The 14430-nt window shown below is 62.9% G+C and carries 11 protein-coding genes and 1 pseudogene; 5 read left to right on the top strand and 7 right to left on the bottom strand.

What is annotated here, in order from left to right:
• Positions 1 to 6: 6 nt before the first annotated feature.
• Positions 7 to 1551: a cation:proton antiporter gene (locus tag CQ14_RS35970; RefSeq protein ID WP_057862476.1), complete on the top strand. Its 1545-nt coding sequence runs from the start codon at positions 7 to 9 to the stop codon at positions 1549 to 1551.
• A gap of 9 nt (positions 1552 to 1560) precedes the next feature.
• On the opposite strand, the gene CQ14_RS35965 is transcribed toward CQ14_RS35970, so the two are convergent.
• The 4 genes from CQ14_RS35965 to CQ14_RS35950 all read right to left on the bottom strand — a co-directional run bounded on the left by CQ14_RS35965 (position 1561) and on the right by CQ14_RS35950 (position 6073).
• The gene (locus CQ14_RS35965; RefSeq protein WP_057862475.1) at positions 1561 to 2367 is read right to left on the bottom strand and encodes an SDR family NAD(P)-dependent oxidoreductase; all 807 of its coding nucleotides are present in this window, start codon (positions 2365 to 2367) and stop codon (positions 1561 to 1563) included.
• Between the two features lie 106 nt (positions 2368 to 2473).
• Positions 2474 to 2845, bottom strand: a complete 372-nt coding sequence (locus tag CQ14_RS35960) for a DUF1850 domain-containing protein (protein WP_057862474.1) — start codon at positions 2843 to 2845, stop codon at positions 2474 to 2476.
• On the bottom strand, positions 2842 to 4950 hold the full coding sequence (locus CQ14_RS35955; protein WP_057862473.1) for a TRAP transporter permease: 2109 nt from the start codon (positions 4948 to 4950) through the stop codon (positions 2842 to 2844). The genes CQ14_RS35960 and CQ14_RS35955 overlap by 4 nt, the downstream gene beginning before the upstream one ends.
• Positions 4951 to 5125: 175 nt before the next feature.
• Positions 5126 to 6073 carry a TAXI family TRAP transporter solute-binding subunit gene (locus tag CQ14_RS35950; protein ID WP_057862605.1) on the bottom strand — a complete coding sequence of 316 codons (948 nt, stop codon included), beginning with the start codon at positions 6071 to 6073 and terminating at the stop codon, positions 5126 to 5128.
• A 196-nt stretch (positions 6074 to 6269) separates the two neighbouring features.
• Between CQ14_RS35950 and CQ14_RS35945 the strand changes: the two genes are divergently transcribed.
• The 3 genes and pseudogenes from CQ14_RS35945 to CQ14_RS35935 all read left to right on the top strand — a co-directional run.
• Complete coding sequence (locus CQ14_RS35945) at positions 6270 to 8297, top strand: TRAP transporter permease (RefSeq protein ID WP_057862472.1); 2028 nt, start codon at positions 6270 to 6272, stop codon at positions 8295 to 8297.
• Positions 8298 to 8322: 25 nt separating this feature from the next.
• A complete protein-coding gene (locus CQ14_RS35940; protein WP_057862471.1) occupies positions 8323 to 9288 on the top strand; it encodes a TAXI family TRAP transporter solute-binding subunit in 966 nt (321 codons plus the stop codon).
• A 449-nt stretch (positions 9289 to 9737) separates the two neighbouring features.
• Positions 9738 to 10950, top strand: a pseudogene (locus CQ14_RS35935) (EAL domain-containing response regulator); the annotation flags it as partial.
• Between the two features lie 102 nt (positions 10951 to 11052).
• Here the strand turns inward: CQ14_RS35935 and CQ14_RS35930 are convergent.
• Complete coding sequence (locus CQ14_RS35930; protein WP_057862604.1) at positions 11053 to 11532, bottom strand: hypothetical protein; 480 nt, start codon at positions 11530 to 11532, stop codon at positions 11053 to 11055.
• Positions 11533 to 11732: 200 nt separating this feature from the next.
• Here CQ14_RS35930 and CQ14_RS35925 point away from each other — a divergent pair, with 200 nt between their 5' ends.
• Positions 11733 to 12038 carry a hypothetical protein gene (locus CQ14_RS35925; RefSeq protein ID WP_057862603.1) on the top strand — a complete coding sequence of 102 codons (306 nt, stop codon included), beginning with the start codon at positions 11733 to 11735 and terminating at the stop codon, positions 12036 to 12038.
• Positions 12039 to 12184: 146 nt separating this feature from the next.
• On the opposite strand, the gene CQ14_RS35920 is transcribed toward CQ14_RS35925, so the two are convergent.
• Together CQ14_RS35920 and CQ14_RS35915 are read right to left on the bottom strand one after the other, a co-directional pair.
• Positions 12185 to 13378, bottom strand: coding sequence for a hypothetical protein (locus CQ14_RS35920; RefSeq protein WP_057862470.1), 1194 nt, complete (start codon positions 13376 to 13378; stop codon positions 12185 to 12187).
• A 109-nt stretch (positions 13379 to 13487) separates the two neighbouring features.
• Complete coding sequence (locus tag CQ14_RS35915) at positions 13488 to 14414, bottom strand: Bug family tripartite tricarboxylate transporter substrate binding protein (protein WP_199805704.1); 927 nt, start codon at positions 14412 to 14414, stop codon at positions 13488 to 13490.
• Positions 14415 to 14430: the final 16 nt, after the last annotated feature.

The raw sequence follows: 14430 nt of genomic DNA, 5'->3' as shown, positions 1-14430 counted from the left end.
CCAAATTTGCTAGCATTCGAATGGATTATCGGGCTGCTGCTTGGCGCGGTCCTGCTGTCCGCGCTGGCGCGGCGGCTCAAGGTCCCCTACCCGACATTCCTTGCAATCGGCGGCATGCTGCTGGCCTTCGTGCCTTCGAGTCCATCGTGGACGCTGCAGCCTGAGCTGGCGCTGGCGCTGTTCGTGGCGCCTGTGCTGCTGGACGCCGCGTTCGACACCTCGCTGCGAGACCTCAGGAACAACTGGCTGCCGGTCTCGACACTGGTGCTGGTCGCGGTCGGGGTCACGACCGCCGCCGTCGCTGTCGTCGCGCACTGGCTTCGCCCGGACATGCCATGGGCGGTCGCGATCGCGCTCGGCGCCATCGTGGCACCGCCCGACGCCGCGGCGGCCACCGCGATCCTGCGCCAGGTCAACCTGCCTTACCGTATCCAGAAGATCCTCGAGGGCGAAAGCCTGCTCAACGATGCCAGCGCACTCTTGATCTACCGCGTCGCGGTCGGCCTGGTTGCCGCCGAGCACATGAAGGTGCACGAATTCGCGCCGTCCATTGCGCTGGCGCTGTTCGGAAGCCTCATTGCCGGCTTCCTGTTCGCGCGGGTCTGGACGCAGATCACGCGCCGCATCACCGAGGCGCCGAGCGCAATCATCACGCAATTCGCCGGCACCTTCATGGTGTGGATCGTCGCCGAGCATATCGGGCTGTCCGGTATTCTCACCATCGTGGCCTATGCGATCACGATCGCCCGCAGCGCGCCCGAGCGTACCCCGGCGCGGCTGCGCGTGGCCTCCTATGCGGTGTGGGAAACCGTCGTGTTCGTGCTCAACGTGCTGGCGTTCATTCTGATTGGCATGCAGCTCAATCCGATCTGGTCCGGGCTCGACGACGAGGTGCGGTTCAAGTATTGCAGCTTCGCCGCCACGATCCTCGCCGTCGTGGTCTTCGCCCGCATCGCCTGGGTGATGCCATATGGCGTCTTCCTGCGCGCCTTGAACGCCCGCGGCATGCTTCCTTCGCATGTGTCTCCCGCGGTACCGACGGTGGAACGCGGCATCATCGTGTCCTGGTGCGGCATGCGCGGCATCGTTACGCTGGCGGCCGCCTTCGCGCTGCCCGAGAGCTTCCCATATCGCGATCTGATCCTGCTGACGGCCTTTGCCGTGGTGCTGGGGACGCTCGTGATCCAGGGCCTGACGCTGCGGCCGCTCATCCTGGCGCTAAAACTCGAGAAGGACGATCCGGTCGCGCGCGAGGCCGCTCAAGCTCGCTGCATCGCCTATCGCGCCGCGCTCGAAGCGATCGAGTCCGATCCGTCCGAGGAGGCCGAGATCCTGCGGCTCGAATACCGCGCCGTGCTGCTGCGTGCCGAAACCGAACCCGAAACCGGCATTGCGACCAGCGAGCTGCCGGCCGACCCGTTGCGCCGCCGCGCCATTGGCGCGGCACGAGCGGCGCTGCTGAGGATGCGTGATCTCGAAGAGATCGGCGACGACGCCTTCCACCAAGTGGAAGAAGAACTCGACCGCGCCGAATTGAGCGCACAAGCGTAGCGAGGCGCGTCAGGCGCCCGATTTGCAGGTGATACCGCCATCGACCACGAGTTCGATGCCGGTGACATATTTCGATTCATCCGAGGCGAGAAACAACGCCGCGTTGGCGACGTCCCAGGCGTCGCCCATATGGCCCATCGGCACCTGCGCGTCACGCGCCCGCCACATCGCCTCAACGTCCCCCTTGGCATAGCTTTGCGCAAGGCCGGCCGAATGTTCGACCATCGGCGTCTTCATCAACCCGGGCAGGATCGTATTCACGCGCACATGCTTTGACGCAAACTCGACCGCCGTGGTGCGCGTCATCTGGTTCATCGCGGCCTTGCTGGCGTTGTAGCTGACATAGGAAATGCCGACGTGGCGGATCGAGGCGATCGAGGAGATGTTGATGATCGAGCCGCCACCCTGCCTGACCATGACTGGAATGACGTGCTTCATGGAGAGATAGGCGCTCTTGAGGTTGACGGCGAAGACGCGATCCCATTCGGCTTCCGCCACCTCGACCACGCTGCCGACCTCGGCGATGCCGACATTGTTGTCGAGCACGTCGATGCGGCCATAGGCTTTCAGACAGGCCGCGACCATCGCCTCGACCTCGGCGGCCCTTGAGACGTCGGCGGTATGCGCCGTCGCCTTGCCGCCCTCGCCGGTGATGATATCGACGGTCTCCTGCGCAGCGGCCGCATTGCGGTCGACGCAAAATACCTGCGCACCCTCGCGCGCAAAGGTCACGGCGGTCGCCTTGCCATTGCCCCAGCCGGGCCCGATCGAGCCCGCGCCCACCACCATCGCCGTCTTGCCCTTGAGCCGTTCCATCGACTTTCTTCTCCCATGTTCGAATTCTTGTAGCCCGGGTGAAGCGAAGCGAAACCCGGGATTCTCTTCCGGCACTTGCCCCGGATTACGCTTCGCTCCATCCGGGCTACGGATCTTGGCAAACGCGCATCGTCGTCACGCCGATGGGATAGCCGAAAATATCCGACAATGTCCGGCACTTTCCACCCACGCATAGCCGCCATTCGCCAGCAGCACCGGAATTGCCGAGCGCGACCTCCGGCAGCGTCGCGCGCCGCGGGTACCATCGGAACCAGCCATCCACCAATCGCGCCTCCGGCGGCGGCTCCATGCCGGCGCCGCTGCCCTTGACGCGCGCCTGCGCCAGTTCCAGCCCGGCCGGCGTGACACGCCAGTCTTCCTGCCAGTCGATCTTCTCGACCGAATGCGTCCAGACGAGCGTGAATGCCGCGACCGACAGCGTCTTCACCACACCGGCCGAGGCGAGGCACAGGCTCAAGCTGCCGCCACCGCATTACGCGCGCGCTGCCGCCATTGCCAGAGCACGACGGCCGCCGCCAGCGCAAAGCCGATCGTATCGCTGAACGCGAATTCGCCGAGCAGACAGAGCGCCGCGACGAAAGCGACAACGATCTCGGCCCATGTCAGCCGCGTGAACAGGAAGCCGATGGCGACGATACCGAAAAGACCGATCGCCACCAGCGCCTTCAAGGTCGCCAGCGCCACCGCGCCGTAGAAGCCGAGCTGGAGGGCGATGGGATCGCCGGCCTGCAGCATCAGGGCCGGCGAGTAGACGAAGATGAATGGGATGACGTAGCCCGCAAGCGCGATGCGCATCGCCTGCCAGCCGATCCGATCAGGGTTTTCCTTCGCGATCGGCGCTGCCGCGAGTGCGGCCAGCGCCACCGGAGGCGAGAGGTCGGCCATGATGCCGAAGTAGAACGCGAACATGTGGCTGGCGATCAGGGGCACGCCGAGCTTGGCGAGCGCAGGAGCGGCAAGCGCGGCGGTGATGATGTAGGTCGGAATCGTCGGGATGCCGGTGCCGAGCAGAATCGACAGGAGCATGGTCAAGACCAGCGCGAGGAACAGGCTCTTGGCGCCGAGCCCAATGATCCAGCCGCCGAAAATGGTGCCGACGCCGGTCTGCGTCATCATGCCGATGATGGTGCCGACGATGGCGCAGGCCATGCCGACGGGAAGCGCCGATTTGGCGCTGTCCGCGAGTGCATCGCGGCAGGCGGCGAGCGTCGCCCGTCCGCCGCGGGTGAGCGCGGCGATCAGGATCAATCCGCCGACGACGCATGCGATGGGAATGATCTCCAGCCCGCTGCGCGAGACTGCGGCCACCACCAGCGCCAGCCCGATCCAGAAGATGTAGCGCAGCACGGCCAGGGAGAAACCGAGCGTGATGCTGGCGCCGAGGATCAAGGCGACCGTCAGCGCAAGCCCCATGCTGCCGGCATAGAGCGGCGTAAAACCTTCGAACAGCATGTAGACCAGCGCCGCCAGCGGCAACACCAGGTACCAGCGCGCCACCAGCGCCTTCCATGCATCGGGGATTTCCGCACGCGTCATGCCGACCAGGCCGTGCTTGCCTGCTTCCAGATGCACCATCCAGAACGCGGAGGCGAAGTAGAGAACAGCCGGGATCACCGCCGCCTTGACGATCTCGGAATATTGCACCCCCAGCGTCTCCGCCATGATGAAGGCGACCGCACCCATGACAGGCGGCATGACCTGCCCGCCCATCGACGCGGTGGCCTCGACGCCGGCGGCAAAGGCGCGGCGATAGCCGAACCTGATCATGAGCGGAATCGTGAATTGGCCGACGGTGACGACATTGGCGACGCCGGAGCCGGAGATCGTTCCCATCAGACCGGAGGCGAACACCGCGACCTTGGCCGGTCCGCCGCGGGCACGGCCGAACAGACCGAGCGAGACGTCGGTGAAGAGCTGGATCATGCCAGCGCGTTCGAGGAACGAGCCGAACAGAATGAACAGGAAAATGTAGGTCGCCGAGACATAGATCGGCACGCCGTAAAATCCTTCGGTGCCGAACGACAAATGTGTGATGACCTGATCGAAATCATAACCGCGATGCGTGAACGGCTGCGGCAGATACTGGCCGAAGAACCAGTAGAGCAGGCAGACGCCGCACATCAGCGGCAGCGCCAGCCCCATCAATCGTCGCGTGCCCTCGAAGATCAGCACCGCGAGCAGCGTGCCGACCACGAGATCGGCGCGCGTCGGATCGCCGTCGCGGGCGATCAGATCGGCGTAGAAAATCCACTGATATAGCCCGCACAGGAAGCCTGCGCCGCCGATCAGCCAGCCGAGCGCACGGCCGAAATCGCTTTTGGCGGTGAAATTGCCGATCAGGCCGAAGGTCATCAGCAAGAGGAAGCCGACGTGAACGCCGCGCACCACCTGGCTCGGCAGATAATTGAACGCGGCGACGTAAAGCTGGAACGCCGCAAAGGCGATGCCGATGGCATAGGCCAGATAGCCCCACCCGCCCGGACCGAATCCGGATGGAAAACCATGCTCGAAATTGTCGAACTCGGCTTTGACGGCCTCTTCCGTGCCCGCGGCCTGCCGCATATCGGTGATTCCCTGCCCGCGCTGGTTATACCGATCCAATGACTCCCGGGAAAGGCTGGAACACGCTGTGTCCCCGTCATTGCGAGCGAAGCGAAGCAATCCATCGCACGGCATAGCGGAAAGATGGATTGCTTCGTCGCTTCGCTCCTCGCAATGACGTGGTGAGAGCGGCCCCCTACTTCATCACGCCCTTTTCCCGGTAGTAGCGGATAGCCCCGGGGTGCAGCGGCACCGGGCTGCCGGTCGCGGCGGTCTGCAGCTTGATCTCCTTGCCGGCAGCGTGCGCATTGACGAGTTCGGGGAGCGACTCGAAGATCAACCTGGTCATCTGATAGGCCAGATCGTCGGAGACCGCGGAACTCGTGACGAGATAGTTCACCACCGCCGCCGTCGGAACGTCCTTGTCCTGACCGGTATAGGTATTGGCCGGGATCGTTGCCGGCACGAAGGGCGGGCCGATCTTGTCGACGACGGCCTTCGGCACCGATACCACGGTGATTTCCGTCGCCGTCGAGAGGTCCTTCAGCGAGGCGACGCCGAGGCCGGCCGACTGCAGCGTCGCATTGAGCTGGCGGTTCTTCATCAGGTCGACGGATTCGGCAAAGGGAAGATATTCGACCTTGCCGATGTTCTTGTACGTCATGCCGGCGGCCGCAAGGATCGCGCGCGAATTGAGTTCGGTGCCGGACCGCGGCGCCCCGACCGAGAGGCTCTTGCCCTTGAGATCGGCGAGCGTCTTGATGCCGCTATCCGATGTGGCGACGATCTGGATGTAATTCGGATAGATCGCCCCTATGGTGCGCAGCCTGTCCAGCTTGGACTTGAAGCCGGCCTCCTCGTCGCCCTCCCATGCCGCCTTCAGCGAGTCGCCGAGCGCGAACGCGAGTTCGCCGCGGCCCTGCTGGAGCAGGATCAAATTCTCGACAGACGCCTTGGTGGCCTGCACCTGGGTCTTCACGTTCGCAATCTTGTCGCTGTAGATCTTTCCGATGGCGACGCCGAGCGGGTAATACACGCCGGAAGTTCCGCCGGTCAGGATGTTGATGAAGGACTGCGCCTGCGCGCCGGGGGCAAAAAATATCGCCGCCGTGGCTACGGCGGCTGCAATCAATCTGGAGTTCATGAAAACCATTCTCCAATTATTTTGCCGGGAAATTGGACGGGCCGCGGTCCCGGGTCAAGCCGTCCGATAAGCTAACAGATGCCCCCGATATACGCCCACAAGGCCCTTGCCACGGTTACCCAAATTGGACTGAATGCGCCCCTCGAAAGGCCCGCGGAAGCCGGGTCTGCAAACGTAACGGGTCCCCGGGGAAAGTATGGCAGCAGACAAGACAACGCCCGCCAATGACGAGGTCGTCGCGGTATCCGACGAAGCCCTGCAGAAGGCAGAAGCCTTCGTCGAGGCGGAAGAAGGTGCCGCCAACCGCCTGATGGGGTGGGCGGGAAGGATTTCGACCACGATTGCCGTGGTCATGAGCCTGTTCCACCTCTACGCCGCCTACGCCATCGTTCCGACGCAGGAGCTTCGCTACACCCACGTCGCCTTCACGCTGGTGCTGAGCTTCCTGCTGTTTCCGCTGGCGACACGCTTCCGCAACCGCGTGCGCTGGTGGGACGTCGTTCCCGGGATTTTCGCGGTTGCAACCATTGTCTACGCCTTGTGGGGCGGTGATGATTTCACCGATCGCGCGACCACGCCCGACCATTGGGACGTGATCGTCGGCATCGTCTTCATCGTGCTGGTGCTGGAGGCGACGCGGCGCACGACAGGCGCGATCATGCCCGTGGTATCGATCCTGTTCATCGCCTATGCGATGCTGGGTCCGTATCTGCCGGCCCCCTGGACCCATCGCGGCTACGACGTGGCCCGCCTGGTCGGCCACCTCTTCATCACGCTGGAGGGCATTTTCGGCGTCGCCGTCGACGTGTCGGCCACGCTGATCATCCTGTTCACGATCTATGGCGCGTTCCTGCAGCAATCCGGCGCCGGCAAATTCTTCATCGACTTCTCGCTGGCGCTGATGGGCGGCAAACCGAACAGCGCCGGCCGCACCGTGGTGCTGTCGTCGTTCCTGCTCGGCGGCCCCTCCGGCTCCGGCGTCGCCACCACCGTGATGATCGGCACAGTGGCCTACCCGATGATGGAGAAGGCCGGCTTCGAGAAGAACGCCGCCGGCGGATTGCTCGCTGCCGGCGGCCTCGGCGCAATCCTGTCGCCGCCGGTGCTGGGCGCCGCCGCATTCCTGATCGCCGAGTTTCTCAAGATCAGCTATCTCGACGTGATCTGGATGGCGACCATCCCGACCTGTCTCTACTACATGTCGCTGCTGTTCATGGTCGAGCTGGACGCCAAGAAATTCCACGCCAAGAACGTGACCTTCACGCCCGAGATGTCGCTCGGCCAAATGACGAAGCGTTACGGCTTCCACTTCATCTCGCTGCTTGCCGTGGTCGTGTTCATGATCATCGGCTACTCGCCGTCCCTGTCGGTGTTCTACGCCATCGTCGTCACTTTCGCGCTGAGCTTCCTGCGCAAGGATACGGCGCTGATGCCGAGCAAACTGGTGAAGGCGCTGGCCGACGGCTCGATCGGCGCGCTGAATGCGGCGACCACCTGCGCCTGCGCCGGCATCGTCGTCGGCATTGTGACGCTGACGGGCCTCGGCCTGAAATTCTCGTCGATCGTCATCAGCTATGCCGGCGGCAGCCTGCTGCTGACGGCGATCTACACCTCGCTGATCGTCTGGATCATCGGCCTCGCGGTGCCGGTGACGGCATCCTACATCATCTGCGCGGTGATTGCAGCGCCCGCGCTGATCAAGCTCGGCGTGCCCGACTACGCCGCGCACATGTTCATCTTCTACTATGCGGTCCTGTCGGAAGTGTCGCCGCCGACCGCGCTGTCGCCGTTCGCGGCGGCCGCCATTACCGGCGGCGATCCCTACAAGACCACGCTGCAGTCCTGGAAATACACGCTGCCGGCGTTCCTGGTCCCGTTCGTGTTCGTGCTCGACCCGCAGGGGCCGGGGCTCCTGCTATCGATTCCAAAGGGTGGTTCCTGGGTCGATATCATCGAGATCACGATCAAGACGACCTTCGGCCTCTTGGCGCTGGCGGCGTTTGCCCAGAACTGGGCACTGCGACAAAATACAGCGGTCGAGCGCGGCCTGCTTCTGCTATCGGGATTGCTGCTGGTGTTCCCAAGCCTGATCGAGGCGATCGTCGAATGGATCATCGGCCGCGATATCAGCTACACCTACGTGCCAGGCCTGATCATCGGTCTTGGCGTGGTGCTGTGGCAGGCCAGAACGCGGTCGCCATCGCGGCCGGCGCTCACAGCATAGAGAAGAAGAAATTGAGGAGACAAGAATGAAGAAGACTACAGCAATTTTGACTATGGCGATGGCGTTGGGCCTCGCCTTTGCCGGCGCAGCCCATGCCCAACAGAAGACCATGTCGATCGGCACCGGTGGCACCGGCGGCGTCTATTATCCGCTCGGCGGCGCGGTCGCCAACGTGCTCTCGAAGAACCTGCCCAATGTGCAGGCCACCGCGGAAGTCACCGGCGGATCGGTCGATAATCTCAAGCTGATCGGCGCCGGGAAAAGCGAAATGGGCTTCACCATGGCCGACGCCGCGCTCGATGCGTTGAAGGGCGAAGACAAGTTCAAGAGCGGCAAGCTGCCGTTGCAGGCGCTGCTCGTGGTTTATCCGAACCGCATGCATGTGGTGACGGTGGAAGGCACCGGCATCAACACCATGGCAGATCTGAAAGGCAAGCGCGTCTCGACGGGATCGCCCGGCAGCGCCACCGAGGTGATGGCGTTCCGCGTCATCGAGGCGGCCGGCCTCGACAAGGACAAGGACATGAAGCGCGAACGGCTCGGCGTTTCGGAATCCGTGAACGCGGTCAAGGACCGCAAGATCGACGCGTTCTTCTGGGTCGGCGGCATTCCGACCGCTGCGGTGACCGATCTCGCGGCGACGCCCGGCATCAAGATGAAGCTGATCGACCATGGCGACCTGGCCGAGAAAATGAACGCCAAACACGGCAAGCTCTATTCGGCGAGCACGATCAAGGCGGGCTCGTATCCCGGCTACGACAAGGACAATTCCATCACCGAAGTCTGGAACCTGATCGTCACCGGCGACAAGATGAGTAACGAGGATGCCTACACCATCGTCAAGACGCTGGTGGAGAAGAAGGCCGACATCGTCGCCGTGCACAAGGAAGCCGAGAGTTTCTCGCTCGACAACCAGGTGCAGGAGCGTTCGCCGATCCCGTTCCACCCCGGCGCGCTGAAATACTTCAAGGAGAAGGGCGTCGGCGGCTAGGCCTCGATATTCGCTATCCGGATAGAGCGGAAGCGAAATCCGAAAGGGAAAGCTACAGTGACCGCGGCCCGCAGAAGGCCGCGGTCATTTTTTTGTCTGATGAAGCGATGGGTGCGTCGCATCATTGCTGCTTCTGCGAAGGAGCGCTCAGGCGGTGTTCGCAAGGCCACGAACATTGCGGCGCCGGCAAATGATCACAGGCGTTAACATGCGAGGCTGACTGGACAATTGCCCAAACTGGCATCAGCCATCGAAGTCCCATGAAATCGTCAGTTGCACTTGCCCGGACGCTCACTTGGCGCGTCAAGGCCGGCAATTCCTCTAAAATTTTATTCATGTCGGCGGCTTTAACCCTACTGAAGTAATCATGTGACCTCCCGCAAAATTCCATTATTGCGACCTCAACGCGGATGTACCAATGGCGCCGGGGTATTTGTCGGGAGGGCGGCATGGAGCAGATCAACTTCAGCGAGCATTCGCAAGCAGTTCACTTCGGACACCGGAAGCTGACGCCGAGAGCCTGCGTCATCGACAGCAAAAAACACCTCCGGCTGTTCCTTTCCGACGCGCTCGAGGATCTCGGGTTCGTGACCTGCGAATGCGGTCAGGCCGGAGACCTGGCCGGCGTGCTGCAGGCAGAGCAGCCGGATCTGATAGTGCTCAGCGTGTGCGTCGACGGGATCAATGTCGGCGAAATTCTCGAGGCCATCGTCCGGAAAAATTTCGGCGGCAAAGTTCTCGTCATCGGTCAACCCGACTCGATTATGGTTAAAGCCGTCCGGCAAATTGGCGAAGAATACGGCATTGCCATGCTGCCTTCCCTGCCGACGCCATTCGGCGCGGCGAGCCTGCGCGCCACCGTCGCGGAGCTTTTGCCGGCCGAGCCGGCGCCAAGCCCCGCCGTCGACGTCGCCGAGGCGTTGAAGGCCGGCTGGCTCGAATTATGGTATCAGCAGAAGATCAACACCCGCACGCTGATGCCGAGCGGCGCGGAGGCGCTGGTCCGGATGCGGCATCCGGCCTGGGGCGTGGTCCCGCCCGCCTACTTCATTCCCGACGACAATGATCCGCATTTTCGCAGCCTCTCCGAATTCGTGATCGGCCGCGCCATCGAGGACTGGCGCTATTTGCTGGAGAGCCAGGGTCCGGTCGACCTCTCGGTCAACCTGCCGGTATCGTTCTTCGGCAATGCGGCGGCGGTACGCGATCTGTGCAGCGCCATGCCCGTCCACCCTGCGTTCGGCGGGCTCCTCATCGAAATCAACTGCAGCGAGGTAATCAGCCAGCCGGAACTCGCGGTAGACGCCGCCAGACGGCTGCGCCTGCACAATATCGCCATCGCCATCGACAATGTCGGCGCGGAATGGCCCTCGCTCCTGGAGCTGCGAAGCTTCCCGTTTGCCGAGCTGAAGGTCGAGCAGCAATATATCAACGGCTGCGCGGACAACCGGCTGAAGCAGACGGTATGCCGGCGGATCGTCGAACTAGCCCGCGACAACGGCACCCGCGCCACCGCACAGGGCATCGAGAGCCGCGCCGATTACCTCGCCGCGCACGAGATGGGCTTCGACCTGGTCCAGGGCCACCTGTTCGGCAAGCCGGTGGGCGTGCGGAAATTCGCGCGCTCGCGCTCGCAGCTCGCAGCCGGCGCCGAGAAGGTTCNTCCGGAAAAGTGTGTAGCGGTTTTCCGAAAAGATCATGCTCAAACAAAAAGACAAAGCGGAATGACGATTCGCAGAATCGTCATCCCGCTTTAGGCGAAACTCACTCGAACTTCATGTCGATGCATTTCGAGATGTCGGAGCCGAGCCCGGACGAGATGATGATGCAGCCGCGCACCTTCAGCGCATTGTTGTCGCTGGCCCACACGGCATAGCCGCCGGGACCGAAGAACGAATTGGTGTTCGGCCCTTCGGTTTCGGTGGCATCGAACGAATAGCTCGAATCGGTATCGAAGATGCGCGGCCTCTTGGCGCAGCCACCGTCGGCCTGCACGTTGATGACTTCCTTGTTGTCCCGCGTCAGCGCCAGCGAGACCTGGCAGCGGAAATATTCCGACGTCTTGGTGTTGAACACGTAGGCGTAGGATTTGCAGGTCGAAGTGTTGAGCTTGCCTGCGCTCAATCCCCGGCTGCAGGCGATCCGCTGGTTGTTGGAGAGCTTGAAGTCGTCAGCCTGCGCCGCTTGGGCCAGTGTCATGAACGACAGCGCAACACCGAGACCGATCTTCATGACGGGGTTCATCCTGACCATCCCTATGACGTTTTTCGCAATGCATGCTTGTAGCCGGAAACGCGAACATAGTCGCGAAGTCGAAGCCGGGAAATCACAAAGTCTCAAGAGCTGTGTGATGCGTCCAAGGGGCCAATTGACGGCGTCACATCGTTCGTGATTTGTTCAAAACGTGGGACAGGAAGCCGAATGGCTTTGCGGGGAGGATGGATATGAGAAACGTTTCGACAAAAACAGTTTTGGTGGCGGCCGTACTGACGGGGCTGGCGACATCGGCATTCGCGCAAGCTGCGGCGCCTGCACCCTGGGAGCTGAAGTCGGACATGGGCTATGCCTACGGCAAGGACGGCAAGACGCTTTCCTACAAGATGGGCACCAATAATGCGGGCCTGCTGCTCAAGGGCGCCAAGAAGGTGCCGAGGGGCACGCTGTTCTTCGTCGGCGAGAATGGCCAGCTTTACATGCGGACCGGCCCCTATCTCGAGGGCGACGGCAGGTTCATGTTCGGATCGAATTGAGCTTTCTTCCTTCTCCCCTTGTGGGAGAAGGTGGCTTCGCGAAGCGAAGACGGATGAGGGGCCTGTCTCCGCGGAGNGAACCCCTCATCCGGCGCGGATTTCATCCGCGCCACCTTCTCCCACAAGGGAGAAGGGAAAAGACCGACTTAAAACGCCCCCGCCAATTCCTTCGCGCCAGGCTTGCCAGAGTTGAAATCCATCCGCTCGTCGGTAACCGCCAGCAGCTTCGCCACCGTGTTGTGGCGGATCGCGACGGGGTTGCGTTCGTAGCCGCCGCGCTGGAAGAAGTTCGAGGTCGGCACCCGCTCGCGCATCGCCTGCGGCATGGTCACCATGTCGAGGCCGGTGCCATCGCCGGTCAGGTTCATCATTTCGAGTTCGGCGGCCGTCAGCGGCCGATTATAGCCCTTGGCGCGGGCAAAGATCACCGACGTCAGGAGCTTGTGGGTCTGCAGCATCGGCCCGATGTCCACATCGAGCACCATGGCGTGCACTGCCCAGCCTTGCGGCGTATTGGCGAGTTTCTCATGGTCGGACCAGGTGTCCGGCACCGTGCGCGTGAACGCCACCATCTTTTTCAACACGGCAAGCTTGTGATCCATCGTCTTGCGCGGCGCGCCTGACAGCGTCGCGGCCCTTGCCGTCAGTTCCTTGATGAATTCGTGGCCCTGTTCGGCGAACAATTCGACGCTGTTGGTGGTCAGCAACTGATTATAGCCGATCGCGGTCGAAATCGCGCGCGAGCCCGGCTTCGACGGATTCAGCCCCGACTGCATGTCATAATTGCCGTTGCCGCCGGTCTCGAACGAGTAGACCCGTATGGCTTGTTCGCGCGTCAGTCCTGCCGCCTGCGCGTAACGGGCATAGGCGCGCTTGAACTCGACCTCGGATGAGGGCCGTTGCGGCGTGAACTGGAACTGCTCGGCAGCGGCTTTCAGGAAATCGGCGACCACCGGCAGCGGCTTGCGCTCGCGCGGCGGCTTCTCCTCCTCCGGCTCCGGACTGACCGGCCGTTTCGGACCGCTGTAGACCGGCGGCTGCGTCAGCACGTAATCGTCAAGCGTGATGGTCTGGCGTTCCCGGCGCTTGGCGTTGCGGCCCTTCCGCTTCTCCGAGATCGAAGTCCAGTAGGCGCCCGCCTCCTCTTCGAACGCGGCGCGCGCTTCCTGATATTCCTTCAGCTGGCGGCGATATTCGGCCATCGCCTGCGGCGAGGCCGCTTGCGCCATCGCATCGGCAGTCGAGGAAGGGAGCGGCTCGACCGCCACGGCAGGCGGCGCACTCGCAAGCAGCGCGAGCGCGACACATCCGGAACCCATGCGAATCAATGGCAGGCGCATGGCCCCCTTGTAGCAAGCATCCCTGCGAAGTCAGCCCCTGAGGGGAGCGACAATAAGCGGCGCTGCCTTTCTTCCCTTCTCCCCTTGTCGGAGAAGGGAAGAGTCCACATCACTCCTGCTCGACGCCACTGGCCTTGACGAGCTGTGACCACTTCTTCTCGTCCTTGTCGATGAACTCGGCGTAATCTTCCGGCGTGCCGGGCGTGATCTCTGTGCCGTCATTGCCGAGTTGCCTCTTGACCTCGTCGGAGGCAAGCGCGTCGCGCAGCGCCTTGTTGAGCTTGTCGACGATCGGCCGCGGCGTGCCGGTGGGGGCCACGAGGCCGTAATAGAGCGAAGCATCGAAAGCGGCGAGCCCCGCCTCCATCATGGTTGGCACATCAGGCAGCAGGCCCGATCGCGTGATGCTGGTAACCGCGAGCGCGCGCAGCTTGCCTGCGGCGACATTGGCGTGCGAGGCCGGGATCGGTGCGAACGCCATCGGGATGTGACCGCCCAACAGATCCGTCAGCGCAGGTCCCGTGCCCTTATAGGGGATGTGCACCAGCTTGATCCCTGCCGCGCGCGCAAAATATTCGCCGGTGATGTGGCTGGCGGTGCCGGCGCCGGCCGAACCGAAATTGACCTTGTCGGGATTGGCCTTGGCATAGGCGATCAGTTCGGCAACGCTTTTCGCGGGGAATGACGGATGTACGACCAGCGAATTCGGCGCGTTGCCGATCATGCCGATCGGCGCAAAATCCTTGCGCGGATCGTAGCCGGGGTTCTTGTACAGCGAAGGACCGATCGCCAGCGTGCCGGTGTAACCTAACAGAAGGGTATAGCCATCGGGATCGCTCTTGGCGACCGCCTTGGTGCCGACCGTGCCGCCGGCGCCGGGACGATTATCAACTACGACCTTCTCGCCGAGCAGCTCGCTCATCTTGTCAGCAATCGCGCGGCCAACGATCGAGGTGCTACCGCCCGGAGCGAACGGAATGACGAGCGTGATGGCGCGGGCAGGATAATTTTGAGCGCGCGCTGAATCGATGGCCATGCTCACACCGAGCAGT

This window comes from Bradyrhizobium lablabi (assembly GCF_001440475.1).
Lineage (GTDB): Bacteria > Pseudomonadota > Alphaproteobacteria > Rhizobiales > Xanthobacteraceae > Bradyrhizobium > Bradyrhizobium lablabi.
The sequence above is the reverse complement of the archived record's forward strand: the minus strand, read 5'-3'. Positions and strand labels throughout refer to the sequence as shown.

Excerpts from the sequence above, each read along its gene's own strand:
- CQ14_RS35965 (WP_057862475.1), bottom strand. The coding sequence starts at position 2,367 with ATGGAACGGCTCAAGGGCAAGACGGCGATGGTGGTGGGCGCGGGCTCG.
- CQ14_RS35955 (WP_057862473.1), bottom strand. The coding sequence starts at position 4,950 with ATGCGGCAGGCCGCGGGCACGGAAGAGGCCGTCAAAGCCGAGTTCGAC.
- CQ14_RS35950 (WP_057862605.1), bottom strand. The coding sequence starts at position 6,073 with ATGAACTCCAGATTGATTGCAGCCGCCGTAGCCACGGCGGCGATATTT.
- CQ14_RS35945 (WP_057862472.1), top strand. The coding sequence starts at position 6,270 with ATGGCAGCAGACAAGACAACGCCCGCCAATGACGAGGTCGTCGCGGTA.
- CQ14_RS35940 (WP_057862471.1), top strand. The coding sequence starts at position 8,323 with ATGAAGAAGACTACAGCAATTTTGACTATGGCGATGGCGTTGGGCCTC.
- CQ14_RS35930 (WP_057862604.1), bottom strand. The coding sequence starts at position 11,532 with ATGAACCCCGTCATGAAGATCGGTCTCGGTGTTGCGCTGTCGTTCATG.
- CQ14_RS35925 (WP_057862603.1), top strand. The coding sequence starts at position 11,733 with ATGAGAAACGTTTCGACAAAAACAGTTTTGGTGGCGGCCGTACTGACG.
- CQ14_RS35920 (WP_057862470.1), bottom strand. The coding sequence starts at position 13,378 with ATGCGCCTGCCATTGATTCGCATGGGTTCCGGATGTGTCGCGCTCGCG.
- CQ14_RS35915 (WP_199805704.1), bottom strand. The coding sequence starts at position 14,414 with ATGGCCATCGATTCAGCGCGCGCTCAAAATTATCCTGCCCGCGCCATC.